The sequence below is a fragment of the Woeseia sp. D3-10 genome, from assembly GCF_055809415.1.
Genome location: NZ_JBVVTW010000007.1, coordinates 828,125 through 853,702, shown reverse-complemented (window position 1 = coordinate 853,702; position 25,578 = coordinate 828,125). Strand labels below are relative to the sequence as shown.

15 protein-coding genes are annotated in these 25,578 nt (G+C 56.1%); 6 read left to right on the top strand and 9 right to left on the bottom strand.

Going from position 1 to position 25,578, the window contains the following annotated elements; genetic code table 11:
• Positions 1 to 220: 220 nt before the first annotated feature.
• From AC0L8N_RS04630 to AC0L8N_RS04595, 8 genes are all read right to left on the bottom strand, one after another.
• Complete coding sequence (locus AC0L8N_RS04630) at positions 221 to 1,654, bottom strand: sugar porter family MFS transporter (RefSeq protein WP_473670037.1); 1,434 nt, start codon at positions 1,652 to 1,654, stop codon at positions 221 to 223.
• Between the two features lie 424 nt (positions 1,655 to 2,078).
• Positions 2,079 to 2,477 carry an FG-GAP repeat domain-containing protein gene (locus AC0L8N_RS04625; protein ID WP_473670035.1) on the bottom strand — a complete coding sequence of 133 codons (399 nt, stop codon included), beginning with the start codon at positions 2,475 to 2,477 and terminating at the stop codon, positions 2,079 to 2,081.
• A gap of 6 nt (positions 2,478 to 2,483) precedes the next feature.
• On the bottom strand, positions 2,484 to 2,972 hold the full coding sequence (locus tag AC0L8N_RS04620) for an SRPBCC family protein (protein ID WP_473666404.1): 489 nt from the start codon (positions 2,970 to 2,972) through the stop codon (positions 2,484 to 2,486).
• A 382-nt stretch (positions 2,973 to 3,354) separates the two neighbouring features.
• Positions 3,355 to 4,617: a flavin-dependent oxidoreductase gene (locus AC0L8N_RS04615; protein WP_473666403.1), complete on the bottom strand. Its 1,263-nt coding sequence runs from the start codon at positions 4,615 to 4,617 to the stop codon at positions 3,355 to 3,357.
• Between the two features lie 205 nt (positions 4,618 to 4,822).
• A complete protein-coding gene (locus AC0L8N_RS04610) occupies positions 4,823 to 5,749 on the bottom strand; it encodes a GNAT family N-acetyltransferase (protein WP_473666402.1) in 927 nt (308 codons plus the stop codon).
• 240 nt (positions 5,750 to 5,989) lie between these two features.
• Positions 5,990 to 7,525, bottom strand: a complete 1,536-nt coding sequence (locus AC0L8N_RS04605) for a TolB family protein (RefSeq protein ID WP_473666401.1) — start codon at positions 7,523 to 7,525, stop codon at positions 5,990 to 5,992.
• A gap of 134 nt (positions 7,526 to 7,659) precedes the next feature.
• Entirely contained in the window at positions 7,660 to 10,185 is a 2,526-nt protein-coding gene (locus AC0L8N_RS04600) for a serine/threonine-protein kinase (RefSeq protein WP_473666400.1), read from the bottom strand.
• Positions 10,182 to 10,748, bottom strand: a complete 567-nt coding sequence (locus AC0L8N_RS04595) for an RNA polymerase sigma factor (RefSeq protein ID WP_473666399.1) — start codon at positions 10,746 to 10,748, stop codon at positions 10,182 to 10,184. The genes AC0L8N_RS04600 and AC0L8N_RS04595 overlap by 4 nt, the downstream gene beginning before the upstream one ends.
• A 296-nt stretch (positions 10,749 to 11,044) precedes the next feature.
• Between AC0L8N_RS04595 and AC0L8N_RS04590 the strand changes: the two genes are divergently transcribed.
• Complete coding sequence (locus AC0L8N_RS04590; protein WP_473666398.1) at positions 11,045 to 15,505, top strand: thrombospondin type 3 repeat-containing protein; 4,461 nt, start codon at positions 11,045 to 11,047, stop codon at positions 15,503 to 15,505.
• A gap of 333 nt (positions 15,506 to 15,838) precedes the next feature.
• On the opposite strand, the gene AC0L8N_RS04585 is transcribed toward AC0L8N_RS04590, so the two are convergent.
• Positions 15,839 to 17,110, bottom strand: coding sequence for an Nramp family divalent metal transporter (locus AC0L8N_RS04585; RefSeq protein ID WP_473666397.1), 1,272 nt, complete (start codon positions 17,108 to 17,110; stop codon positions 15,839 to 15,841).
• A gap of 1,116 nt (positions 17,111 to 18,226) precedes the next feature.
• Between AC0L8N_RS04585 and paaX the strand changes: the two genes are divergently transcribed.
• The 5 genes from paaX (at position 18,227) to AC0L8N_RS04560 (ending at position 25,453) form a co-directional block, all read left to right on the top strand.
• On the top strand, positions 18,227 to 19,153 hold the full coding sequence (gene paaX, locus AC0L8N_RS04580; protein WP_473666396.1) for a phenylacetic acid degradation operon negative regulatory protein PaaX: 927 nt from the start codon (positions 18,227 to 18,229) through the stop codon (positions 19,151 to 19,153).
• A gap of 561 nt (positions 19,154 to 19,714) precedes the next feature.
• Positions 19,715 to 21,415, top strand: a complete 1,701-nt coding sequence (locus AC0L8N_RS04575) for a DUF1592 domain-containing protein (protein WP_473666395.1) — start codon at positions 19,715 to 19,717, stop codon at positions 21,413 to 21,415.
• A 103-nt stretch (positions 21,416 to 21,518) separates the two neighbouring features.
• On the top strand, positions 21,519 to 22,853 hold the full coding sequence (locus tag AC0L8N_RS04570) for a DUF1552 domain-containing protein (RefSeq protein ID WP_473666394.1): 1,335 nt from the start codon (positions 21,519 to 21,521) through the stop codon (positions 22,851 to 22,853).
• 36 nt (positions 22,854 to 22,889) lie between these two features.
• Entirely contained in the window at positions 22,890 to 24,293 is a 1,404-nt protein-coding gene (locus tag AC0L8N_RS04565; protein ID WP_473666393.1) for a hypothetical protein, read from the top strand.
• A gap of 38 nt (positions 24,294 to 24,331) precedes the next feature.
• Positions 24,332 to 25,453 (top strand): hypothetical protein, encoded by a 1,122-nt coding sequence (locus tag AC0L8N_RS04560; protein ID WP_473666392.1) that lies wholly within the window; start codon positions 24,332 to 24,334, stop codon positions 25,451 to 25,453.
• Positions 25,454 to 25,578: the final 125 nt, after the last annotated feature.

The window sequence follows — 25,578 nt, the reverse complement described above, 5'->3', positions numbered from 1 at the left end:
CTTGTTTAGGTGCAACTATTGAGTTTGTGACAGGGGAAACTAGCTCCAGAGGAAAGTTTCGTTGCGCGGCGGGACGGATTGAAGTCCCTGTAACCTCCGCCTGAGTGCGAAATGGGGTTGGCTCGATTCTCCGATGAGTCAACGAGCGAGCGCAAGATGACTGGCGGATCGGAGAGATAGCCACTGACCGTATTGGGACGTTGTCTAATCCAATGGCCGACTAGCCTTTCATGTCCTCGAGTTCGACGCCACGGGTTTCGTGCACCATCTTCGCTACGAACACAATCGAAATCGCCGCACAAACCGTGTAGAAACCGTAAGCCCCTGCGAGCCCGATAGTCGTTAGCATGATCGGGAACGTCAGTGTTATGCCGAAATTCGCCAACCATTGCACCAGGCCGCTCACTGCAAGACCGGTGCCTCGAATCTGGTTAGGGAACATTTCACCGAGCATGACCCACATCACCGGACCCCAGGAGCCGTTGAAAAACATCACGTAAACATTTGCAGCGATCAGCGCCAGTGGTCCGTAAATGCCTTCGAGTGTCAGAGAGCCGTCCGCTGCCGTTGTCGCATTCAGAAACGCGATGACAAGCGTTCCGAGTGATACTGCCATGCCGATGGAACCAACAAGCAGCAAGGGCTTCCTGCCGATTCTGTCGACCAACAGCAGCGCAACAACCACCGCTCCGATGCTCAGGGCGCCACTGAGGACATTGATAAGCAACGCGTCACCCTCCGTGAAGCCAACCGATTGCCACAGCACTGCACCGTAATAAAAGACGACGTTGATGCCAACCAATTGCTGGAAGGTTGCCAAGCCGATACCAACCCAGGCGAGTGTGCGTAAGCGCTTCGTCTTCGGATCCAGCAGGTCCCTGAGTTTCGGAACGTGATGGTCCGAGGCGAGAGACGCATCAATTTCCTCGACCTTGGTCTTTGCCGCGACGGCGCCAAGCAACTTGGTCAGTACCTGCTCAGCTTCGATTTTCTTGCGACGCAGTACGAGGTAGCGCGGACTTTCCGGAATGAAAAACAATGCGATGAAGAAGGCGGATGCCGGCAGAATTTCGACCCAGTACATCCAGCGCCAGGCCGCGTAACCCAGCCAGAACTCGGTCATTGACGAACCGGCCGCGTTTGCCAGCAGATAGTTGCTGAAAAACGCGATGAACAGGCCGGAGATGATTGCGATCTGTTGGACTGTGGCCAGTGAACCGCGGTATCGCGCAGGTGAAACCTCGCTGATGTAAGCCGGCGCAAGAACGCTGGCTGCACCAACTGCGAGGCCGCCGAGTACTCGATAGACAACAAACTCAAGCGAACCGGTTGCAATGCCCGATCCCCACGCACTGATCACGAACAACACTGCAGCGACCCGCATGATTGCACGGCGACCGAAGCGGTCAGCCAGGCGACCCGCAAAATAGGCGCCAACAGCACAACCAAGAAGCATTGAGGCAACATTAAAGCCGGTACCGACACTGTCCGAATTGAATGCTGTTTGCAATCCGTCGACCGTCCCGTTTATCACGCCACTGTCGAAGCCGAACAGAAAGCCTCCCAGTGTCGCTATACAGCTGATAAGGATGATGTAAGACGTGTGGGCATTCTCCGGATTTTGCTGAGTCACAATTACATCCCTCTTTTTTATTGTCGTAGTTGTGGCGCCGCATCAGACTGCCGTCTGATCAATATGAAGTCCAGCTTTTCGTGACCCGACTTTTGCTTTCAGGCTGATGGAAGGCCGCGAACCGTCTGCGGTCAAAGACCTCTCTTTGTTCCTGATAAATCGTCAGTGGGTCATCGAATCGTCTCCAACACCGGCCGGAACTCCGAGACGATTGCAGCGCCGCTGTGGCGGCAAGTGCAGAGGTCGCCCGGCACATCACGAGGGAAGTGACCGACCATTGGTTGCACGGCTGTGAAGAAATCAACGGTACCTGCAACGACTTTGTCGCGATGCCACACTGATGAAGTGATGGCGTTTGGCTGGTCGCAGGCTGTTGAGTACTCTGTGAGAATCACCGGGTCGCGGTGGACGACCAATGTCGCCAGCATCGGATTGGCTGAGGTGCTTAACGGCTTTCCGCCTGTCCTTTATCCGTGTAAAGAGTTACGTTCGAGAGTGTATCTGTGGTGTATCGACCGACATTGGAATCGAAGAGATCCAGCAAGCCATCGCGATCATAGTCGAAGAATACCGGGCCGGACGAATGCGCCGTAAGACCTGTTCCGGAATGATTGGTTACGTCTTTGAAGCGACCCTTGCCATCATTCTCAAATAGCAAGTTGCCCACTCGAACGTTCGTCAAAAAGAGGTCCGGGTCACCGTCGTTGTCGATATCTGCAAATGATGCAGCAACACCGATTCGGTCATCGACGCCCAGTCCGGATTTCTCGGTGATGTCCTCAAAACGTCCGTTCCCAAGGCTTCGCCACAGTTCATTGCGGCCAGCCTGATTTGTGAAGTAGATATCGCGCTATTCCGTCTCGGCGATTTCCTTCATTTTCGCTAATCCCGCCGTAAAAAGGTTCCGGCGTCGGTCGAAGCCGGCCTCCATTTCGTCCTTACTCTGCTGGGACGTATCCCACATCACGGTGTAAAGAAGTTTGGACGTGGTTGCGTTGATTGGTCGTGCTTCGATGAAGCCATGATAAAGGGTGTAATACTCACCCTCGGTCACAGGCTGGGTATAGCCGTAGGACAATTCGGTCTGGGCAACCATGGGCTCCACAATGGTTCCATTCAGAACCCGAACGGTACCAATTCCACCGTCGCCTTGGGTGATTTCGCATTCCAGGCCCAACCATTCGCTGATGTCGCAGTAGCCACCGATCTTTGACCAGACTTCTGCAGCAGGCTTATTCACTGTGATCTCCAGTTCAAGGCGGTCGTATTTCGGCTGGGCAGTCGCCCAGGAAGCAGCTGTCACGGCAAGCAGGCCAATCAGAAGGTGTCGCAAGCGCATGGTCGTTCCCTTGTGGAGTCTTGTTGTTGTATAGAGCGCGGCAGTATAACGAAAATGTGTAACGTCAGCACTACGGGGCCGATATTACGCCGGTTTGCAGGAGGTTACGTATTCAACCAGATCTCTGAAGGTGAGACTGAATGCAGATCAGCTGAACGACCTTCGTAGTCAGCAACTCTTCAACGGCATAATGGCAAGGGCACGAAAGCAGTACGATGCGGAGCCAGATATTCCTGGCGTCTTGGAATTCTTATTTGGTGAGAACAACATCGCCGGGCTGTGTCACTGAGAAGGCATTGCGCAGAGTCCTAATACCCGGCGATCCAAGGGCTTCGGCTCTACGCGGTTTCGCGTATCGCAACGCTGGGTCGGGTCCAGGTCACTAACGTAGGCGACTGGTATCGATTGTCGGTGGGCTCGAATTCAATGCGTCAATTCCGAATCCTGCTATTGATTTGTAGGCGGCGGCGTGTGCGGCCAGTTCATCGTTGGTGATGATATCTTCGATACAATTGAAGACACCGCCGCAACGATCCTCGACTGTTTGCATAACCTTGTCCGGACCGCTTCCTCGGTTGGCAAGAATGACGTTGCGGGTGTGTGGTCGGTTTTTTTCCTCGTACGCGAGCAACGCATCCGGGTTAACTCCGTGAGCGAGAAACTCGGCGCCGATAACCCGGGCATCAACAATGGCCTGGCTTGCACCGTTAGAACCGACCGGATAAGTAGGGTGTGCGGCATCGCCCATCAGCGTCACGCGGCCATCGGACCAGCGATCCACAGGGTCGCGATCCACCATCGGGTATTCGTACACTTTTTCGGCGCCTCGAATGAGCGCCGGTACATCGAGCCAGTCAAACTGCCAGTGTAGAAAAGCAGGCAGGAACTCGTTCAGATCGGCCGGACGATTCCAGTCTTCCTTGCGCCATGTTTGGGCCGGGTCAACCCGAAGTTCGGCTATCCAGTTGATCGTAGCCAGACCGGTACTTTCATCGGGTGGGCTGATCGGATACAGCACTATTCGCTGATTGTCGTGGCCTGCGAGTGCCATCGATGCGCCAGTACGAAACGGTTTTGCCATCGTGGTGCCGCGCCAGAGCAATGCCCCATTCCAGATCGGCGGGCCTTCGTCCGGGTACATTTGTGACCTGATGGCCGAATGGATGCCATCCGCTCCGATGATCAGTTCACCTTCCACGACTTTGGTGCCGGCCGTTGTTTCGAGCTGGAGTTCCGCTGCAGAGTCGTTGTTTCTGAATGCACTGGCCCGGTGTCCCGGTACGATGCAGGTTGGCCCAGCTCTATCAACAAGCGCCTCTAGTAGCGCCATCTGTAGTTTGCCGCGATGAATGGAATATTGTGGCCACCGGTAGCCGGCCCATTTGCCACGTTCCTCAACCCAGATTTGACGCCCGGATTTTGAGAAGAACCCATATTCGCGCGTGCGAATCCCGACGCGCTCAAGCATTGGTTTCAAACCAAGGTCATACAGCTCGCGAACGGCGTTGGGCTGCAAATTGATACCGACGCCTAGCGGGCTGAAACGTGCGCTGCGTTCGTAGATGCGAAATGGCACGCCGATCTGATGGAGTGTCAGACCCAGGGTTAGTCCGGCGATACCGCCGCCTGCAATCAGTACCGCCACGATTCATTGCTCATTTTTTTCGGTATCGGTTGCCTAAATTTTGCCGAGCGCCAAACCCGCAGCAATACACGTCGAATCCTTATGCCTGATTCAATACGACTTAGCAGTGATATGAACTCGTTTCTTCGGCTGGCCGCAATGATTTGTCTTACGGCGAGGTGCATATGCCATGGCATAACCTGAAGTTGCTACCGCAAACCGGATACTACGATGCAGGCCATGGCGCAATTGGCTTACGCATCGTGTTACAAGACTCGCTGTTCATTTTCCAGTTTGCCTTCCATTGCATGCCAACCATAAAGCTGATTTCGTCCACACGTAGTCGGCAGGCTTCATTAATAGTTTCGACATTGAGCAGTTTGCCCAGATTGTTGTAGTCATTGTTGCTTGAGGCGTAGAGCGCAACCATCTTGTTGTTGTGTAGCAATGACAACGAAACGGCCTGGCGGACGCCATCTACTTCAATGGTCATCGTTCTAAGGCGGTCGCTACGCTCCAACTCGTGAACGACCCTGTGTACTTCCCTGGCATCTTCCGGATTGGCGTAGTCTGATTCAGCGCCGAAATTTCGGTTCACCAGGTCGACAAACAGGTCTGCTTCGTCCTTCTCGCTCCATTGCAGGGTTAGCTCACGTTTGCGAATGTTACGCAGATCGTAAAGAAACTTCGGTTTCTTATCGGCGGGCAGTTTGTTGAGATGTCTGTCGAAGTCGAACTCGAACTCCGGCGGAGCCAGGAAGTAACGCAGATCCGGTTCGGCAAAGTGTGGGTTGAACTCCGGATAGAGTTGCAATAGGCCGTCGACCCAGCTTTGCTTGAGATCGAACAAAACCGTTCTTTCGGGAAACTGCTGGAAGAATTCCGGAAAATCCTCATACCGCAGCCACAGAACTCGGCCATCGGGGTAGCTGCCGCCCATCAACATGTAACGGTTCAGGCCGGTGTCGTGAACGAGCGGAAGCAAGCCATCGGGGCTTTCGCCGTTAGAGTAATGCACAAGGAAATTCAAGCGATGTTTGTCCGGATCATGAAACGCGTACATCAGGTCCCAGTCATCCCATGCATCCAGCTGAGGCGAGAACATCGCCCAGAGCTTGCGGCATTCCTGCAGGTCAGTTTCGGTACGGATCACGCGCGGTTCCTTGCATGTTGGCGGCGGTTCAATTGAGTGCACCTGAACATACTTCAGTGCATTCAAAGTTGCCACATTTGCAGTTCTACCGCCGTTGCGGTTGATCTGTCCGGAGCAGAGCTTCGGCTGGCAACGTCATACGCCGTCAGGTCAATACCCGCTATTCTTACGCGAGTTCGCCAAGGAGTGGGTGGCAGACATTGAGTCTGTCTGCCACCGTTTACTGGTCTCAGCCCAGAGCTATTGGGGGATCACAAAATCCTGCACGCTACCGCCACTTGCGAGCGTCGGATTCACTCTTTCTGACGTACCGAGACTCGCGACGTCGACGGCATAAAGGTCGTTGGCGGCTGCCGTATCCTGGTCAGCAGCGTAAATGATCTTGCTGCTGTCGGCCGTGTACTCGAAAGGGTACACGGTGTTCCCGGCAAGGCCCGGATGAACTCTGGTGGACACGCCCACACTGCCCGCAGACACCTCGAACAATTCGATCACACCATTTGTTATCTGGTCCGCGCTGTAAATGACAGCAATATCATCAGGACGTATCCGAAAAGCGAAGACGTCACCCGATGCACCGCCGCCGAAGTCGGGCATTGGACTGTTGAGCTTCAAAGCTACAGCGGGTGCCGAGAGGTCCACCCAATAGAGTTCATGAACTTCATCGACGTCCTGGTCTGCCCGGTAAGCGACAAAACTGCTATCAGCGCTGATCTTGAAGTCAGGCTGGACATCGCCGCCGTTAACCAGTGCCGAGTTTAGTTTGGCTGCGATACCCAGCGCACTCATTTCGACAAGGTATAGTTCTTCGACGTCGGCGGTGTCCTGGTCGGCGCAATACACTATGCGTGAAGAATCCGGGCTGAACTCCCAGCGGCACACGTCGCTGTTACCCGAATACGGCGGGTTCACTTTGGTCGCCATGCCCGGGGTGGACGTCGACACGACGTAGAGTTCCGAGACGCCCTGAACATCCGGGTCGGCCGAGTAGGCGATCCAGTTGCTGTCGGGACTGAACTTGGCCCCCAGGCGCAAAGTCGTGGCCGCGGGAAATGTTCCGTTGACTCTGGTGGTGACACCGGGCACAGCCGGGTCGACCAGGAACAGTTCAAACAATCCGTTGATATTCTGGTCTGCCGCGTACATCACCTGTGTGCCGTCAGGACTAAAGACTATCTCGCTACTCACGTCGCCATTCGTTACCAGCGGAGCATTGAGTTTCGTCGATGTTGCAGGCGTGCTGACATCAACGATATAGAGTTCATTGACACCGTCAGTATCCTGATCCGCCCGGTAGATGACCTGGGTGCCATCCGGGCTGATCTGGAATTCTATGACGTCGGCGTCTGCTGGCAGTGTTTGTGTCAATCCTACCGCGGTACCGGGAGTCGCGAAGTCGACCATGTAAAGCTGAAAGTGGCCGACCGTATTGAGGTCGGCGACAAAGACGACGTAATCATTGTTCGGTGACATCGCGAACAAGTCGATAAAGCTTGGCATCGCTATGGTCGGATTGAGCTGCACCGATGTACCCGGTGCGTCGGCATCAGCAAGGTATAAGTTAACCTCGTTGAGGTTGGTCTCCGCGGCAAGGTAGACGATAGGGCTGGTTGGTAAGGTCGTTCCGCCTCCTCCGCTACCACCACCGCCGCCGCCACCGCCGCCGCCACCGCCGCCGCCACTTCCACCGGCGTTGCCACCACCACCGCCGCCGCACGCCACTATCAGTAGCGACAGCAACGGCAAGAAAGCTGCTCTTGAGAATCGTGTCCGCATTTCCGTCTCCCGTTTGATGTCTACAACAGGTAAACGTTGACGGGCTGGAAAGCGCACAGCCTTATTCGCGCAGTAAGTATCGTGGGATCGCCGGCGCAACCCGGTGAGAGCGGTCTATAGGTCTGGCGGGCGGGCTAGTGAGAGGCTGTCTTACCGGCTTTGGTCAGGAGCGCCCTCGCTTCCATGGTGATGGGGTGCTCCTCACCGTGTTGTGCCCGTCGGTAATCGAGCAGGCTTTCGGCAAGCGGCATTGCGCGGTCCTGCTGATCATCACTCAGTAATGCTTCGACCAGGTAGCCGCGCGTATCCCAGGTCATGCGGTTGTCATCACCGAGTACGCGTTGTTTGTTTGCCAGGTTTTCTTGGAACGAGCTAATTGCCGTTTTTGTTTCGCCAAGGCGCAATTTCGCCAGCGCAAGAATGTCCGCAAAATACAACGTGGCGAAATGGTCGGCACCCAGTGCTTCGACGTTGGCATCATGCGAACCCATTGCCACGCGTTCGGCTTCGCGAAGTTGGCCGGAATGCAGCAAGGCTTCAGCGAAATTGCCACGGCTGACCAGCGTGTCGAGTGCATATTCACCGAGGACGACCTGTTGCGCGCGCCAGTTCTCGCGAAATACGTCCGCCGCCTCGGCGTAGCGTCCCAGCATCGTCAGTGTTACTCCGACGTTGCCCTGCGCCTGGAGTGTTCTGTGGTGCGTCGGACCGTGTAGCTGTGCTGAAAGCGAATGCAATTCGGTGGCCAGAGCCAACGCTTCTTCGAGCCGGCCGGTCTGGTTCAGGACATCGAGTATGTTGACGAGGACGCTGAAGCGATCGGTACTTGCTTCCGGCTCCACCGCATCGAGTATCTTGAGGTTGATACGCGAGAGTCGTTCCGACTCGACAAAATCTCCACGCAACAATACTGCGGTGCTCGCAGCGTGCCGCGCCTTCACGGTCTTGAAGTTCTCTCCGCCGAGATTGTCTTCGAACCATTGGAGTGACTCTCTTGCAGTCAATTCCGACGCATCGATATCGCCAATCTGTCGCAGAGTGGCTGACAATTCCGCTCTTAGGTCGGCGCTTACTTCGTCACTCACATCGGCATTGTCTTCGGCCAGAGCGAGCGCTCGCTGTTGCAATTCGAGAGCCTGAGCCGATTCGCCTTTGCCAAACAGTGCGTCGGCGCGAACTTTCAATACCGCGATTCGTAGCGCCGGTGCATCGATACTCGCATTGTCGAGCGCTGCTTCGGCGTGCTCGAGTTGCATCATTGCACTATCTACATCGCCGCGTGAGAGACCGTTCTCAGCAAGTGCGATACGGGTTGTAACCTCGTCCTCGCAGCATTCGACGGAACCATCGCTGTACCAGTCCAGCGCAGTCTTCAGTAGTTCGTCGGCTTTTTGGTATTCATCGAGATTCTGATAGGTGAGGCCGAGTGTCTGTTCCACTTTTGCCCGCACAAACGCGGACTGCGGAGGATTGGCCTGCAAGCGGGAATGCGCCATGTTTACCGCGTCCAGCATGCGTACATTGGCGCCCTGATTAATGCCAGTTGGCGACAGCAACAGTTGCTGCAGGAAATCCAGTGATGCCTGTGCGCCGGTCTTTTCCTCCAGCGCCTGACGCTCTGCCTCCAGTGCCCGGCGCGTCCCATCCGTTGCCAGTATCAAACCAATTGCAAGGCTGGCGATAATGGTAGCTACCGCATAGTGGCGGCGACGGCGCTGCGGCGCGGACACCAGTGCCGCAATTGACTTGCTGACCTCGGCCGCCCCTGGCCGCTCGTCGGGAGCTCGTCGCAACATTCGTTTTAGCAATGGCCGGAACCGCCTGTTCACCAGTGACCAGTCCGGACCTATAGCCGCTCTGTGCATTTCCTCCAGCGATTCGAGGTTGGCGGCTACCACCGGATAGCGGCCGCTCAGTACGCGGTACAACAACGCACCGAACGCGTAGATATCACTGGCAGGTGAGGTTTGTAATGTGTCGAACTGTTCCGGTGCCATCAACAACGGTGAGCCGGCACCGCTTTTCCAGGAACGGCTTAATTCGCGACCCGCACCAAAGTCCATCAGAACCGGCGCACCGGCAGGGGTGATCATGATGTTGGCGGGTTTGATATCGCCGTGCGTCAGCCCACTGCTGTGTATGGCATCAATAGCTGATGCAAGTGGTGTGGCTACCGCCAGCATATCGTCCGCCGACCACTGCGGTTGTCGTTCCAAAATGCTGTCGAGTGTCTCGCCGTTGAGCAGGTCGCACCAGATGCCTGCGGTCTCGTTGTCAGTGTCGGCGCCGTGCACGGCGAGGATGCTGGGGTGCCGCAATCGTGCCATCAGCCGAGCTTCGGCAATGATCGCGCCCTCAGCGGCGGAATGAGAACGTCGCGACAGTTTCAGTGCTACGTGCCTGCGAAGTATCGGATCGTAGGCACGATAGACATTGCCGAATCCGCCCTGGCCGATTTTTTCCTTCACCAGCAAATGTCGCCACTTGAATTCAAACTCTTCATCGGGCGGAACGTCACCACTGCCTGCACTGCGAAATGCCTGGGCAATGCGTTGCAGAGACAGGAACGTGCCGGCATCGGCGTCGTCAAGGTCACTGTCGATGAGGCGATCATCGGCTAACGCTTCCGCGAGCTTCAGGAGTTTATCGCCAGGATTCATTTGCGCATCTGTTCGGCGAGGTCGACCAATGCACGCGATATCATCATGCGCGTTGCATTGGCTGATGGCAGATGAAGTTCCTGAGCAATCTCTTCGTAGTTGAGGTCGAACTCCACACGCAGTACCACGGCAAATCGTTTCTCCTCCGGAAGTCGCATCAGCGCCCGTTCGTATTGGGCGAGGGTCTCCGCGCCGACCGCCGCTTCCACTATGGATGAAGCGGGATCCTGAAAAGACTGGGTCATGCTCGATAACTTGGGCCGTACCTTGGTCCGGCGCAATTCGTCCCGAATCAGGTTCATGAGGATAGACCGCAAATAAGCCAGAAACGCACCAGGCCGCTCCGCTTCAAACTTCTCCAGTTGCTTAAACGCACGCATGAAGGCGACCTGCACAAGGTCTTCGGTTTCGGACACGTCGCGACCGTAGATGGGCAGCCGCCCCGACGCCCAGCGGCGGAGCATGGGCATGTAGCGGCGATACAGGGTATCCAGCGCGTCCTGGTCGCCGTCCCTGTAGTTCCGTACCAGCTGCGTGGTGGTCGTAAGCTCTTTCTGGCTCATCGCGTCTCCCCGGAAGGCCAGTTTACACGGGATTTGCCAGCTCGCGCCGTTGCAATACAGGCCCGTGCCACTGCCGCTGCGACCGGTCCGTCTCGCGCCGTACGGCGGTCTGGCCGGCGGCCGCCCGGCCAAAGCGTTCCTGCACGCAGTATCAATAAAGTCGTAACCGGCGCCGCGAAATTCGTGCCCGCGAACCGGCGGTCGGCAGATTCTGCAGGAATTCCTGTGCGCTTCGTGCTCTGGCTGCGTTTGTTCAGATAACGGAGCCAACAACAGGCCGCCGACAGGAGTCTGCTATGCCATTGCACTTAAAAGTATTCCTCAGAATTCCAGGCCTGTTGGTCATGCTGGTGGTGCAAGGCTGCGGAGGCGGCAGTTCGGGAAGTGGCACGACACCGCCGCCACCGCTGCCGCCGCCGGTATCCTCCTACCAGTCACCGGAGACGATCGGGCTTAATCGCTTGCGGGCGGCCTCGCAAATCCCGATCAGGGTGGCCTATGAGCAGGGCGTGCCTCGTTGGATAAGTCTCGACATCCCAATGAGCGGTGCCAGCGCTGAAGAGGGCGCACGCCATTTTCTGGATAACTACCGGGATCTGCTCGGACAAGAAAGTCTGATCGAAGAAACCGAACGCCGGCGCCTGAGTTTTGCTACGCGCTATACGACTCGCGAGGCGGCGCCGGATACCTTTGATTTCGTGCGCTTTGCGCAAAGCTATGACGGTGTACCGGTGTTTGGCGCCGAGGCTATCGTGGGTGTGTTGCGGGCCGACAGTGGCAACGGTCGCATCGTGACCATGAGCGGTCGTTTCATGGGCGCACCGCGAACGCCGATCGACCTGATTCCCGCCATTTCGGAACAGGCTGCGCTCGATGCCGCCCGCGCATACCTTGCGTCTCCGGCGGCCACTGCCAGCAGGCCAATAGAGCGGGTCGTGTTTGATCCGTCGCTCGGCCGTAACGAGGGTGCACCGCGACTCGCCTGGCTGGTGCCCATTGCTGGCAGCGCGCCGTACGAAATGTTGATTGATGCACATGACAACAGTGTCTTGCTCGCGAATCCTCTGTTCAACGAAGTCTACGATGACTTTGATCTCGATCTGGAAGATGCCAACGGCGGCACCATCGCGGGTACCAATTGTTTCAATCCAACGACCCTTGACGACACAGCAGGCGATGAAGACGGCTTGGTCAGTGCGTACAGTAACGATCAAGATGCGATCTGGACTCGCCTGTGGTCACTTAATACGGCCAACTGGTATTTCGATGAGTTGGGTCAGCGCAGTATTGACGACGACGACGCGCAACTGGAGGTGTACATCCATTCGGGTATTGCCGCGGCCACGCAGGGCGCTTACACACCGGGCTGCGGAATCGAAATTGTTACCGGCAACCCGTCGACCGATCTGCTGACGCACGAGTTCACGCACGGGGTTATCAGGAATTCCTCCAACCTCATCTACAAGTACCAGTCTGGTGCATTAAATGAGAGCTATGCGGACACGATGGCTGCGTTCGCCGACCCGACCAGAGACTGGGTGATTGGCGAGGATCGACTAAACGGGGCCGGTGCATTCCGCTCACTGCGTAATCCGGCCGGGTCCAGTTGCGGCCCTAATGGCGATCAAGCTTGCGGCCAGCCCGACAAGATCAGTGACTGGGTGATCACTGAAAGCGACAACGGTGGAGTCCACAGCAACAGCGGGATCATGAACAAGGCCCATTTCCACATCACCGATATCCAGCAGTTCAATACGTCAAACCCGACCGTCGGTATGGGGGTGCCGAAAGCACAGAGATTACTGTACTGGTCGATGCGACACCTGCCGAAGTGGGCCGGTTTCGTGGATGCGCGGGAAGCCGATATTGGTTATGCGGAGTTCTTTGTCAATGCGGGCTGGTACAGCTTTACGAATGAGAATGTCTGCTCCGTGCGCAATGGGTTTGCGGTTGCTGAAATTGGCTTCGGCGATTTCGATTGCGACGGTGTTGATGATGGCGTCGACGATCCCGACGGCGATTTCATCAACAGCAATGTCGACAACTGCCCGAACGTCTCGAATCCGGCACAGCTTGATTTCGATCAGGATGGCATCGGCAGCGCGTGTGACGATGACAATGACAACGATGGCATCGAGAACAGCGTCGACAACTGTGAGCTGACCTACAACCCCGGACAACAGAATAACGATGGCGACGCCGCCGGCGATGCTTGTGATCCAGATGACGATAACGACTCGGTGCCCGATACCGAAGACAACTGTCCCGGCGATCCGAACACCGATCAGTTCGATGGCAATAACAACGGTTGGGGCGATGCCTGTGATCCGGACTACGACGGTGATGGCCTGTACTCCGATGTCGACAATTGCAACTTCGTTGCCAACCCGGCGGGCCGTGACGGTTTGCAGCCGGATACCGACGGCGACGGCATCGGTGATGCCTGCGACCTGTGTCCCAATACGGCTGATAACAGCAACGCCTACACCACGGGTATTCCAGAACTAGGTATCAATCCGGTTCCTTTGCAGCCGGACACCGATGGCGATGGTCTGCCCGATGCCTGCGATGAAATACCGAATGGCAACACGACGTTGGTCAGCATCGGCAATGGCCCGCCTAATCCTGCGAACCCCGGGGAGGTGGGCGATAACCTTTCAGTGTCGGTACAAGACGCTACTCCAGGTGCTTTTGTCGATATACCGATACTCCTGTGCCCGCCGGATACCTCGCGGCCACCAGCCGAGGATAGCGACCGCATCGAGTTTTTGTTCAGCGGCTTGGAGAACGCGCTCACTGCATCGATCGTCGATAGCAACGGCATTCGCATTGCACATACGCACGAGATGAACGGGGCGAACCGTGGCATGCGCGTACGCCCGGACTGTACCGAAGATTACGTCTTACGCGTGGAATTCGGTCCGGATGCGACGCCTGACTACGACTTCGACGTCGCCATCGTGCGTGCCGTCGACACGGGCATTAATCCGTGGCGCAGTTACGAAGCGTCGGCGAATGCCTACCTCGCCAGTCTGACTGCCGCTGAGTTCGACTTTGATCAGATATTCCAGTCGACTTTGTTCGATTACACAGGCGGTGTGCCGTTTGCCGTTGGTAGCAGCACGGTGACGCCAGCGTCGGAAGATGCAAATGCCACGATCACCGTGAACGGCGTGGCCAATGCGTCGGGTGTGGCGAGCGATCCGCTAAGTCTTGCCACAGGAACCACGTTGATATCGGTGCGCGTCGTTGCGGAGAACGGTATAGCCGCACAGGATTACAGCATTACTGTAACCCGTGATGCCGCGAGCAGTTTCGCGCAGACGGCTTACATCAAGGCATCGAATACGGCGGGCGGCGATTCATTTGGCCACGACGTTGCCATTGATGGCGACACGATGGTGGTAGGTGCTTATCTCGAAGACAGCAATGCCAGTGGCATTGACCAGGATCAGGCTAATGATCTCGCGAACAGTTCAGGCGCGGCGTACGTCTATGTCCGCGACGGTAGTGGTTTGTGGAGTCAGCAGGCTTACCTGAAAGCATCCAATACCGAGACCGGGGACCAGTTCGGCCGTCGCGTTGCCATCAGTGGCGACACGCTGGTGGTTAGCTCCCCGGCAGAGCGCAGCGCTGCCACCGGCATTGACGGCGATCAGGGCAGCAACAGCGCGACCGCCGCCGGTGCCGTTTATGTTTATACGAGAGACATGGCAGGTCTGTGGTCGCAGCAGGCATACATTAAGGCATCGAATACCAGCAGTATTTTTCCGGGGGATAATTTCGGCGACAGTATTTCCATAGACGGCGACACACTCGTCGTGGGCGCGGCCGGCGAAGCGAGTGCGGCGAACGGCGTGAACGGCGATCAGTCGGATACGACGGAGGAGGGCGCGGGCGCGGCCTACGTGTACGTTCGTGACGGTACCGGAAGCTGGAGTCAGCAGGCGTATATCAAGGCATCAAACAGCGACGCAGGCGATCGTTTTGGCTGGGATGTCGTAATCGACGGTGACACGCTGGCAGTAGCCGCGATAGACGAAGACAGCAATGCGACCGGCATCAACGGCAATCAGGGCGATGAGACAGCATCAGGCTCGGGCGCTGTGTATGTCTATACTCGCGATGGCAGCGGAATTTGGACGCAGCAGGCCTACGTCAAAGCGTCGACAAACGATGCGACCGGCGCCGGGGATCGCTTCGGTCATAGCCTGGACTTAAGTGGCGACACGCTGGTGGTGGGTGCAAATCTGGAGGACAGCAATGCTACCGGCATAGGTGGCGACGAGGCCAATAACAGCGTGGCATCTGCCGGGGCGGTTTATGTGTTCGGTCGCGATACTGGTGGGGTATGGAGTCAGCGAGCCTATATCAAGTCATCAACCAGCGCGCCCGCTGGCGCAAGCGGTGGTCAGTTTGGTTACAGCGTCGCACTCTTCGGCGACACTTTGCTGGTCGGCGCGCCGTACGAAGCAAGTGCGGCTACCGGAGTTAATGGCGACGAAACGGATACGAGCGCGCAACAAGCTGGCGCCGCATATGTATTCACGCGAGACGGTGTTGGTACGTGGTCGCAACAAACTTACTTAAAAGCTTCTAACACGAATGAGTTTGACCGTTTCGGTGAATCGATCTCGCTGGACGGCGATAGCATCGCTATTGGCGCGCCTGGCGAAGCGAGTATTGCTACCGGTACAGGGGGTGTTCAGGGAGACAATAGCGCACCGAGTTCCGGCGCCGTGTATGTGTTCCGTTAAGAAGTCTTGAAATAGATTCTGCTATTGCACTTACATCAAGTAGTGCGAGAGTTGGTTGTATGACAAGAGAGTAAGGATACTCTTGGGTTGTTTCGAAACTCTCTGATTCGACACCGACCCGACAGACGAAACTTCCACTAAGAAAGTAGCAATTCATGCTCATACAGGCACTGCTGTCCAATAAGCAGTAAGTAGTAACTGGAAATCAATGGCCGCAGAAAAACTGATGCGGTAGTTCCGTCTCAAGCCTTCCTGCGGTCGTGGTCAACCGCCGGAAGGCTCTCGTTCTGATGGTTTGATATCCACTCAGTGTAATAGTTGCGACTGCTGTACTCAGAAGAAACGCACGTACACAAACATCAATGCAAGACCGGAAAGCGCGACGATGCCGAGCAGGCTCCAGTTTCTAAGCAGTGCACTGGGTCGATACTCGGCAGGTACGCTTGGAGAGAACATTGCCAGATGATTTAGAACGGCGGTAATTGGGCTGACCACAAACGCCGTAATGGTTACGAAATCGACGAAGGTCTGGAACGAGCTCATCAGGAACAAAAGGGCCAACGATGCAGCGATCACGAGAAACAATGTGCTGCCGCGTAACAGTGCTGATTTCTCGATATTGAGTTCGGTGTCGCCCGGAGCACGTTTCAACAGCGCCAAACACGTTGCGAGCAGTCGTGGGAATCCATCAAGCACCGCGATCAAGGTTGTAAACATGACCAGCATCGCGGAAATGCCGACGATCGCGCCAGTGCCCCGGCCTAGGTTGGTTGTGTACAGATTAATGACCTGTTCGGCAAATGCGGCCGCACCCGGAGCTGGTGTTTCTCCGGTCGAGTGCATCACGCCGGCACCCATGATGAGGAAGCAGATCGCCAATACAGCGGATGCAAAATAGCCTATGTTGAAGTCCGTCATCGCGTGCTTCAAAGAAGGTCTTACGCCGCTGGCCTTTTGCTTGGCTACCGACCATAGCGATTGCATGACGGCCAGGTCCAGCGCCGAGGGCATAAAACCCATCAGAGCAATAATGAAGCCGAGCGTTTGCAGATCCGACAAGGGGAACAGTATTTGGCCAAACTCCCATTCAACGCTCGGTAAAGAGATGATCGCGGCGATGACTGTTGCAACCGTGAGTATGGCAACGAAGATTTTCGTCAGTCGATCGAGCAGTTTGTACCCGCCGAAGCTGAGGACGAATACGCCAAAGATAATCAGGCCGATACTCATGTAGCGGATATCGGCGCTGACGCCGACGTTAGCCATTAAGATCGCGGCAGTGACGGTCGCTGTGGCTGCAATGATGATTGCCATCACGGCAATTTCACCGAGCAGGTAGAGTACCAGGACCCACCGACCCATCTGGAAATAGCCTTCGACAAGTGATTTCCCGGTTGCCGCTGCGTACTGCGGTCCAAAGCGAAACGCGGGATACTTGATAAAGTTTGCGAAAATAATAATGCCTAACAGGCCCAGCCCGAACACCGCTCCAGCGCGCGTGGATTGCACAAGATGCGAGGTACCTATGGCAGCCCCGGCGAACAAAATTCCGGGCCCAAATGCTTGCCAGAAATTTCCTCGATCGTCGTTTTTGCTCGCTTGCATACTGAAATACACCTTGATTGTTGTCGGAACTGTTGTTCAGCGGGTGAAGTTTGGAGCGGGACTCTATCAGTTTTATTCGTCTCTATCGACGGACATTGGGGTGGTATTCGGTTTCTTGGGAATTCTCTTCGGCTAAGCGCTAACGCTTCTGTTGTCCCCGAGAAGCAGGCCGGCAGCGGTGCATGCTACAGGCTGAGCAGGCACCCTCGGTCAATGGATTTTATGATCGGATGCCGATGCGCGGTTGTGTTTCGAATCGGAAGTAATCGAGATTCTGCTGGTACTGTTTTCACGGATTATCGCAACTCGAGTGATTGAACATAGGCAGGCTACGATCGGGTGCTTATCAATTGACTGTCTGGCGCGCAGTGAATTCCGGAAACCAGCCATGGCATGCAAATTCAGTCGAACAACGTTATGTCCAGAACTCGCTGTCAACCGAGCCCATTCGGCAAGCGGTCCAGGTGGCTGCGCTGAATCAGCAATCGGGAATGACACGTCGCTGAAATTGCTGAGTGAGTGTCAGGGGGGGGCTCCGGTGCATTCATCGATCAGCCTTCGCGAATAACTATTGAGCACGGCGTACAAGTTTTCTCTTGTCGGTTCGTAAGGTCCCTCACCAGACAGGCGACTATGGCGAGCGGTTTGCTGCTCCCATTGCGGCTATCGTTCACGCCGTGTGGGGCCGGACGTAGCGATTGCGCGAGCACTGCTATTGCTCGTACCGTGGGGCCTATGCTGGTATATTTGCTCGATAATAAAATCGTCGAAAAACGCCTTGGGCCGTAGTTGTTAGCTTGCCCAGTGGCATGACATCAGGTTAGGGGAGCTTCAGGCTGAATCGTGGCGCGTCTGCATTGGCCATAGGATCCGCGCTTAATACCGTGCGGCTATGGTCTGCAAGCAGATATCAGAAGGCACGTTCACTAAGGGCCTCTCTAGGGCATTTCCTTCCGATCCGGACTTTCATTACTTTGGCTCAATCAGCAACTTGAAGAACAAACGCGTTCTCCTTGGGCTGGCCATTGCAAGGCCCCGCTGGGCGAAACTGGATCACACGTGGAGAATTCGAATGTCACAATTTTGCGGTCACACGCATTCAATGCGAATGTTCCCATGTCGCTAACCGTCGCCGCACGAGCACTCATCGACGAGTTCCGTTCCCGACCGGTGCAGCGTGCCGGCTCGCTCATCATCACACTCTATGGGGATGCCATAGCGCCACGCGGCGGCACTGTCTGGATCGGCAGTTTGATCCGCGTGCTGGCCGACTTCGGGATCAGTGAGCGACTGGTACGGACTTCGATGTACCGGCTCGCGAAAGACGGCTGGTTGGTGGCAGATCAGGTCGGTCGGCGCAGTTACTACCAATTAACGGAAGAAGGTGCGGAGCGCTTCCATGAAGCGACGCAACGGATTTACGGCGAACCTCGCCAAAGCTGGTCCGGCGAATGGTGCCTGGTGCTGACCGGGGCTGTGTCGTCCGAACAGCGTGACGCTGTTCGCAAAGAATTGTCCTGGCTAGGCTTCGGTCCTGTATCGGTTGATGTCATGGCACGACCTGCACCAGATATCGAAGACCTGGAAACGATGCTCGCGCGGGTAGGTGTGGCCGATGAAGTCGTCGTCATGTGCGCACGAGCGACGGAGTCGCAGCGCAACGATGTCTTGATCAACTTTGTGCGCAATAGCTGGAATCTCGCCGACATAGAGGCGCGATACGAAGTGTTCTCGGAACGCTTTCTGCCGGTGTTGGCGGCGGTGCGCGAAGCGAGTGTCGTGGAACCGTGCATCGCATTTCAGATTCGGACACTGCTGCTGCAGGAATACCGCAAGTTATTGCTGCGGGATCCGATCTTGCCGGCCGAGCTATTACCAAAACGCTGGCATGGGCTGCAGGCATACCAACTCTGCCGGGAGCTGTACTTAAGAGTGCATGCTGCAGCAGACGAGTACCTGAGCACGACGATGGAAACCGCCGATAGCCCGCTGCCACCGCCGATGCCGGAATTCTACGAGCGGTTCGGTGGCCTTGATCGATGAGCTCAACAGGGAAGTCATCGGTGATGTCGGCCAGAGCCCGTACTGCACAGGAGTATTCGCACTTAACTGATATCGCTGCGGATTCTCCGTAACGGGGTTTAGCGGAAGGCGGCGAAGTGGCACTCGCGCTTCCGTTCGCGAGCACTCGATAGCCGTTGCGATCAGGCGCAACTGGATCTGGCTTGTACCGCTGCCGGCGTAAGCAACGCTCCTTCGTTCTGACACTCAGTTGCCCTTTTTCGTGATTGCGCGGCCACAACCGTTTAGCCTATGTCGCAAGGAGGCGAGGCGTATTTCGTGCCATGTTTTTGCGCTCGAACCGGTACATAATATGCAGTCTTCGAATCGCCGTTGTCGGGCCCGCGGCCATCACAAGTTTGTGATACAGTAAATAGTTGAAATGTGGTGTAAACCGTGACACATTCCGGTTGACGACGGAATTCCTGCCGTGGTCGCGAGATCCGTCACGAATCACCAATATCGATTTCACCCTTTAAAATTACAGTGGAAACCGATTACCAGATCAGCGCAATTCCGGGCGACCGGGGGGGAAGTAGTAAAATGAGTTTGGTTACAGAACGATCAACTCCAAAGTACAAGCGACGTTTCGCCAACTCGATTCGCGGTGGCGCAATGGGCCTGCTGGCCTTGTACGCTCTTGTTGGCTGTTCGACGCCCGAGCCCGAAAGTCCCGGTACGCATGCGCTGACCAGCCTCATTACGGCGGAGCAATACCGCAATTCGCTGGGCTATGTGTTTGGCCCGGGCGTTGACTTAAGCGTCGAATTTTCGCCAGTGGCGCGTCTGGAAGGGCTGCTCGCGAACAGTGCTGCTATCGCAGGCGTCAGCAGCGCGCAACTTCAGGAAATACAGGGTGTCGCCGCTAGCGTTGCCAGCCAGGTGGTTGATCCCAGCAACCGCAACTATCTGATTCCCTGTAAGCCTGAGTCCCTTGAGGGGCCGGATGCCGAGTGTGCAACGCAGTTCTTGGCGAAGACCGGTCGTTTGTTATTCCGGCGCGCGTTGGCCGATGACGAAGTTGCGATGTACGTGGAGCAAGCCGGTTCGGCGGCCACGCAGTTGGAAGATTTTTACGCAGGCCTCGAAATCGCGCTCGAAGGCATGCTGATCAGCCCCGAAGGGCTGTTCGTCGTAGAAACGGCCGAACCCGATCCGTCGAGTTCAGGCAAGCTTCGTCTGGATGCGTACTCGCTCGCTTCACGACTCAGCTTTTTCCTCTGGAATGCAGGTCCGGACGATCAATTGCTGGCGGCTGCTGAAAGCGGTGAGTTGCTGACTGATAAAGGGCTTGAGACGAGCGTTGACAGAATGTTGGCGAGTCCGCGTCTCGCTGATGGCATGAGAGCTTTCTTCGACGACATGTTCGCGTTCGAAGAAGTAAAGACTCTTGCCAAAGATGCGACTATCTACCCGGAGTTCACGGGTGTGACGGCCGAAGATGCAAGGGAAGAAACGCTACGCACCGTCATCGATCATTTGCTCGTTAACAACGGTGATTATCGCGATCTGTTTACAACGCGGTCGACGTTTATGTCGCCAGCTTTGGCGATCGTGTACCGCGTACCGGCACAGCCGGGTTGGTCGCAATATACTTTCCCGGAAGACAGTCCACGGGCTGGCCTCCTTACGCAAGTCAGTTTTCTCTCATTACACGCGCACCCTGGGCGAAGTTCAGTGACGCTGCGCGGTCAGGCTTTGCGTGAACTTTTCTTGTGCCAGACGGTGCCAGAGCCTCCGCCGGGGATTGACTTCTCTGTCGTCGCCAATCCCGATTCGCACTATCCCACGCAGCGTGAACGCGTGGCTGCGCATCTCGAGACACCGTCGTGCGCCGGCTGCCATAGAATCACGGATCCGATCGGCTTGTCACTGGAGCAATTCGACGGTGCAGGCGGTTACCGCTTGACCGAGAACGGCGCAACTATTGATGCGAGCGGCGGTCTAGATGGTGTGAATTTTGATGGTGCCGTTGGTCTGGGTTACGCACTGCGTGACAACCCGGAGTTGCCGCGATGCCTTGTACAGCGAATCTACAGCTACGGTACTGGTGGGCCGCCCGCTATTGAGGCTCGCGAAGTTCTGGACTATTTCAACCAGAGTTTTGAAGGGCAGGGCTACAAACTGCCAGAGTTGCTGAGAGCGGTAGCACTCAGCGACGCCTTCTCGCGAATCCAGGAAGGCCCGGCTGAGGCACCGGCTGACGCCGGTGCGTTGACTACGGCTAGCGCAAGTACAGATTAAAGTTGGTATTTGGTCGGCTGTAGACGGTCGCGCCGACAGATGGGGTGGGTTTGGACGCGCAAATGAGCGAGTCCAGTAGAACGAAGATTTCAGGAGAGTTGGAATGAGTAAGTGGGACAGGCGTCGTGTACTAAAAGGTATGATGAGCGGTGGGGCAGTCACAGTCACACTTCCCTTCCTTGATTACTTTCTGAATGGCAACGGAACTGCGCTCGCTTCAGGAAAGCCGATGCCTGTGCGTTTTGGTACCTGGGGTTACGGGCTCGGCGGCACGTCGGATATTTTCGTTCCCAAGAAAACAGGTAGTAACTACGACCTGCCCGAAGAAATTGCTTCGTGGGCGCCTGTTCGTGATCACATCAATCTGTTCACAAACGGTAATGCGTTTCCTGATTCTTCTCCCAACCGCAATCACTACACGGGTTGGGTTGTTTCACGGACGGGTGTTGCGCCCGAATCGGATGGCGTACCGACCGAGACTATCGACGTTACTGTCGCTAAGCAGATAGGCAGCGCCACCCGCTTCAATTCACTGACTGCGACGGCAACCGCCGACGCCCGCGACACGTACAGCTACCTGAATGCGACGACGCCCAACTCACCGGAATGGTCGCCATTGCAGTTCTACACCCGTTTGTTCGGGCCGGACTTCCAGGACCCTAATGCTCCAACGTTCAAGCCCGATCCGCGAGTAATTGCTCGCCGCAGTATTTTGTCGAGCGTTATGGAGCAGTCGCGTTCAATGCTGCAGACCGTCGGTGCAGCGGATCGCGCCCGCATCGACCAGTACTTTACTGGTTTGCGTCAGCTCGAGAAGCAGTTTGAACACCGTCTCACCAAGCCAGAGCCGATTGAAGCATGCGTTGCTCCGGGTGAAGCCCCGGTTAATCCACTCATGGATAAGTCAGCGGATGCCGTAAAACTACGTCATCAAATGATGACCGAACTGATGGTGATGGCGATTGCTTGCGACCAGACCCGTGTATTCAACATGACCTATTCGGCGGCATTTTCTTCCATCATCAAGCCGGGCTATCCGAAGCCGCATCACACCTGTACTCACGAAGAGCCGGTGGATGGTGAACTCGGCTACCAGCCACATGCGTCCTGGTTTACGCGTCGCGCGATGGAGTCATGGGCGGATTTCGTCCAGGCATTTACGACGGTGCAGGAGGGCGACGGCACGTTACTCGATAACGTCCTGATCCTCGGTACGACGGACGTTGGATACGCCAGAACGCATGCGATTGATGGCATGCCGACATTCCTGGCTGGACGCGCCGGAGGCAAGGCCAAGAGTGGCATGCACATCGACATGAAGGGTGGCTCGGTGAGCCAGGTCGGTTACACAGCGTTGAGACTCTTGGGTATAGACACGCCTTCTTGGGGCACTCTCAGCAACAAGTCCACTGAAGTTATCGGTGAGATCGTAGTCTGAGCAGGCTGGTCCGGCTGTACGAGGAGTGTCATTTTTATGCGCGTGATTAATTTACTGACGGTTGCTCTGCTTGTTGCAGGCTCGTCGCTTATGCCTGATGCGGATGCAGCCACCGGATCGCCCAAAGATACTATGTATTGGCAGTCGGCCGATGGCGCCGAGAAAGAAGGCTACCTCGACGAGAAAATGCCACCGGGTTTCCAGGTGGTTATCACGGCACTGGACGGCCCGGTCTATGCGGATGAGCATGGACGTACGCTGTACAAGTGGCCTTTGGGGGCGTTACGCAATGGCTCAACCGGTGACAGAAAAGATGGACCTTCCTCCTGCACGGATGAGGTGCTTCGCCATAGTGCTGGTTTAATGAGTCCGTACCCGGCTGGCCTGCTCCTGCCGGATAGCGAGAATCGTTTGAGCTGCGCGGAGTCCTGGCCGCCGGTACTGGCGGCTGACGGCGCTGAAGAAATCGGCAAGTGGACTTTCGCCCCGCGCCCGGACGGTGCTGGTCAATGGGCTTATGACGGTTTCCCTTTGTATACCTCGCATCTGGATAAGAAGCGCGGTGACGTGCTTGGCGGTTCGAAAATCAGATCCGGCGGTGATGGTGGCGTTGTTCGTGAGCCAGTTGGACCGCCACCGGATGTTCCTTCCGGATTCAAAGTTGTTTCCAGTACCACCGGACGTCTGCTCGTGAATGACGACGAGTTTTCGGTATACACGTGGGATGGCGACGAACCTAATAAGTCGAATTGCAACAAAGACTGTTTGAAAGACTGGACGCCCGTACCCGCGCCCGAAATTGCCGTAGACAGCGGTGACTGGACAGTCGTCAAGCAGTCGACTGGGTTTAACCAGTGGGCTTATCGGGGCAAACCGCTGTACACCTACAGCAAAGATACTCGTAGCCGGAGTTTTGCTGGCAGCGACGTACCGAATTGGCACAACGTGTATACGCAACGGGCAACGTTGCCGCCTGCCGAATTCACCGTCCAGGACGCGGCGTTCGGCGGTCAGGTGTTGGCCGATGCAAACGGCAATTCCATTTATCTCTACAACTGTCGCGACGATTCCTACGCGCAGCTCGCCTGCGATCACCCCGACGCCACTCAGGCATACCGTTTGGCCATTTGCGGTAACGGTGACGCGGCACTCTGTAACAAGACGTTTCCTTACGTCGTCGCCTCGGCGGGTGCCAAGAGCGAGAGCCCGTTGTGGAGCGTGCTGGCAATTGACCCGAATACCGGACATCGCGCCACTGAGGGCCAAGGGGGCGCTATGAACGTTTGGGCTTACCGTGGTCGGCCGGTTTACACCTACGCAGGAGATACCGGACCCGGCGTCACACGAGGTGACGGCTTCGGCGAGTTCACAGGGCGACGGAACGGCTTCAAAGCGTTCGTTTTGAGAGATGATTTTCAGGGTGCCGCGTTCCGCCGATGATTACGGCGATCCGGTTATTCACTATGGAGGGGCTTTTCATGGCACATTTTCGGGCTGATACAACTGAGCGGACAATTTTCGCCGCACCCAAAGTGCTTTCTTCCGCGATTTTTCTAACCATGCTGGGATTGGGTGGGGTAGCAGGTGCCGAGCCGCTTGATGGTGCTCGAATTGGCTACGTCCTGACGGAAAGGCATTGGGCTGTCTACGAAACTGAGGACAGCAAGACAGAATGCCCGAACGGCTTCAACGGTGGACCGCGCGAGCAGTTTGACGAACTGTTCCCTGAAGACAGCAAAGTAGAGCGCACCGTAATGGACACGCGGCTTATGCGTGAGGGTCGACAGTTCCATCCGACAACGGCTCCCGAACCTTTCGAATTCAAAGAGGTGCAAGGGCAAATTTCATACGGCATGAATCTCGACGGTAAAGTCGATGCCGATGATTTCCAGAGTCCGGATGGCGAGGCGGGAATCGATAACCAGCTTTACCGCGCAATTGGTTGTATTGCGAGTTACCGCACCGATGGTGCGGTCTGGTTCTTCGAAAACTTCTTCATGGCTGGCAACGGTTACACGCGATGGATGATCGAGTTAACTGACGTCGATAGCCTCGAAAACGACGACGACGTCACGGTGACCACCTATCGTGGCCTCGACGAGTTGGTTACCGATGCATCGGGCCAGGGATTTGTTTCAGGCGGTACGCAACGAGTCGATGCGCGCTGGGGTAAGAGCTTTGTCAATGAAGTGAAAGGCAAGATTGTCGATGGTGTATTGACCACACAGCCAATTGAGGTGGCCCAGATTCCGTGGTCACAACCGGGCGTGAGTGGTGGTTACCACCTTATTCGCGATCTCCAGCTTGAACTAAAGTTGACGCCGCAAGCGGCAGAAGGTCAAATGGCTGGCTACGTCGATGTCGCTCAATTTACGCATCGGCTTAATACCAACTGGGCGACTCACCACCAGAGCTATGGGCAACTCTCTTCACCGTCGGAATACCGCGCGCTGAGAAAGCTGGCTGACGCGTATCCCGATCCGGAAACCGGCGCCAATACGGCCATTTCTTCGTCTGTAAACATGACACTCACTCAGGTGTACATAGTGCATCCGAGCGAAGAGACGCAGGCCTGGAATCAAGTGGCAAGCAATGATTAACAGGTGTTCATGCCAGGTCTCTGACCTCGCGCCAGCGAAAGATTGTTATGAAATTCTGATTTACATCGACATGTAACGCGTCGAATTCCGGGCAGCCAGGCCGAATACGAGCCGTAAATTCTCTG

Coding starts and splice junctions, on each gene's coding strand:
- AC0L8N_RS04570 (WP_473666394.1), top strand. CDS start 21,519: ATGAGTAAGTGGGACAGGCGTCGTGTACTAAAAGGTATGATGAGCGGT.
- AC0L8N_RS04560 (WP_473666392.1), top strand. CDS start 24,332: ATGGCACATTTTCGGGCTGATACAACTGAGCGGACAATTTTCGCCGCA.
- AC0L8N_RS04575 (WP_473666395.1), top strand. CDS start 19,715: ATGAGTTTGGTTACAGAACGATCAACTCCAAAGTACAAGCGACGTTTC.
- AC0L8N_RS04585 (WP_473666397.1), bottom strand. CDS start 17,110: ATGCAAGCGAGCAAAAACGACGATCGAGGAAATTTCTGGCAAGCATTT.
- paaX (WP_473666396.1), top strand. CDS start 18,227: ATGTCGCTAACCGTCGCCGCACGAGCACTCATCGACGAGTTCCGTTCC.
- AC0L8N_RS04605 (WP_473666401.1), bottom strand. CDS start 7,525: ATGCGGACACGATTCTCAAGAGCAGCTTTCTTGCCGTTGCTGTCGCTA.
- AC0L8N_RS04620 (WP_473666404.1), bottom strand. CDS start 2,972: ATGCGCTTGCGACACCTTCTGATTGGCCTGCTTGCCGTGACAGCTGCT.
- AC0L8N_RS04565 (WP_473666393.1), top strand. CDS start 22,890: ATGCGCGTGATTAATTTACTGACGGTTGCTCTGCTTGTTGCAGGCTCG.
- AC0L8N_RS04590 (WP_473666398.1), top strand. CDS start 11,045: ATGCCATTGCACTTAAAAGTATTCCTCAGAATTCCAGGCCTGTTGGTC.
- AC0L8N_RS04600 (WP_473666400.1), bottom strand. CDS start 10,185: ATGAATCCTGGCGATAAACTCCTGAAGCTCGCGGAAGCGTTAGCCGAT.
- AC0L8N_RS04595 (WP_473666399.1), bottom strand. CDS start 10,748: ATGAGCCAGAAAGAGCTTACGACCACCACGCAGCTGGTACGGAACTAC.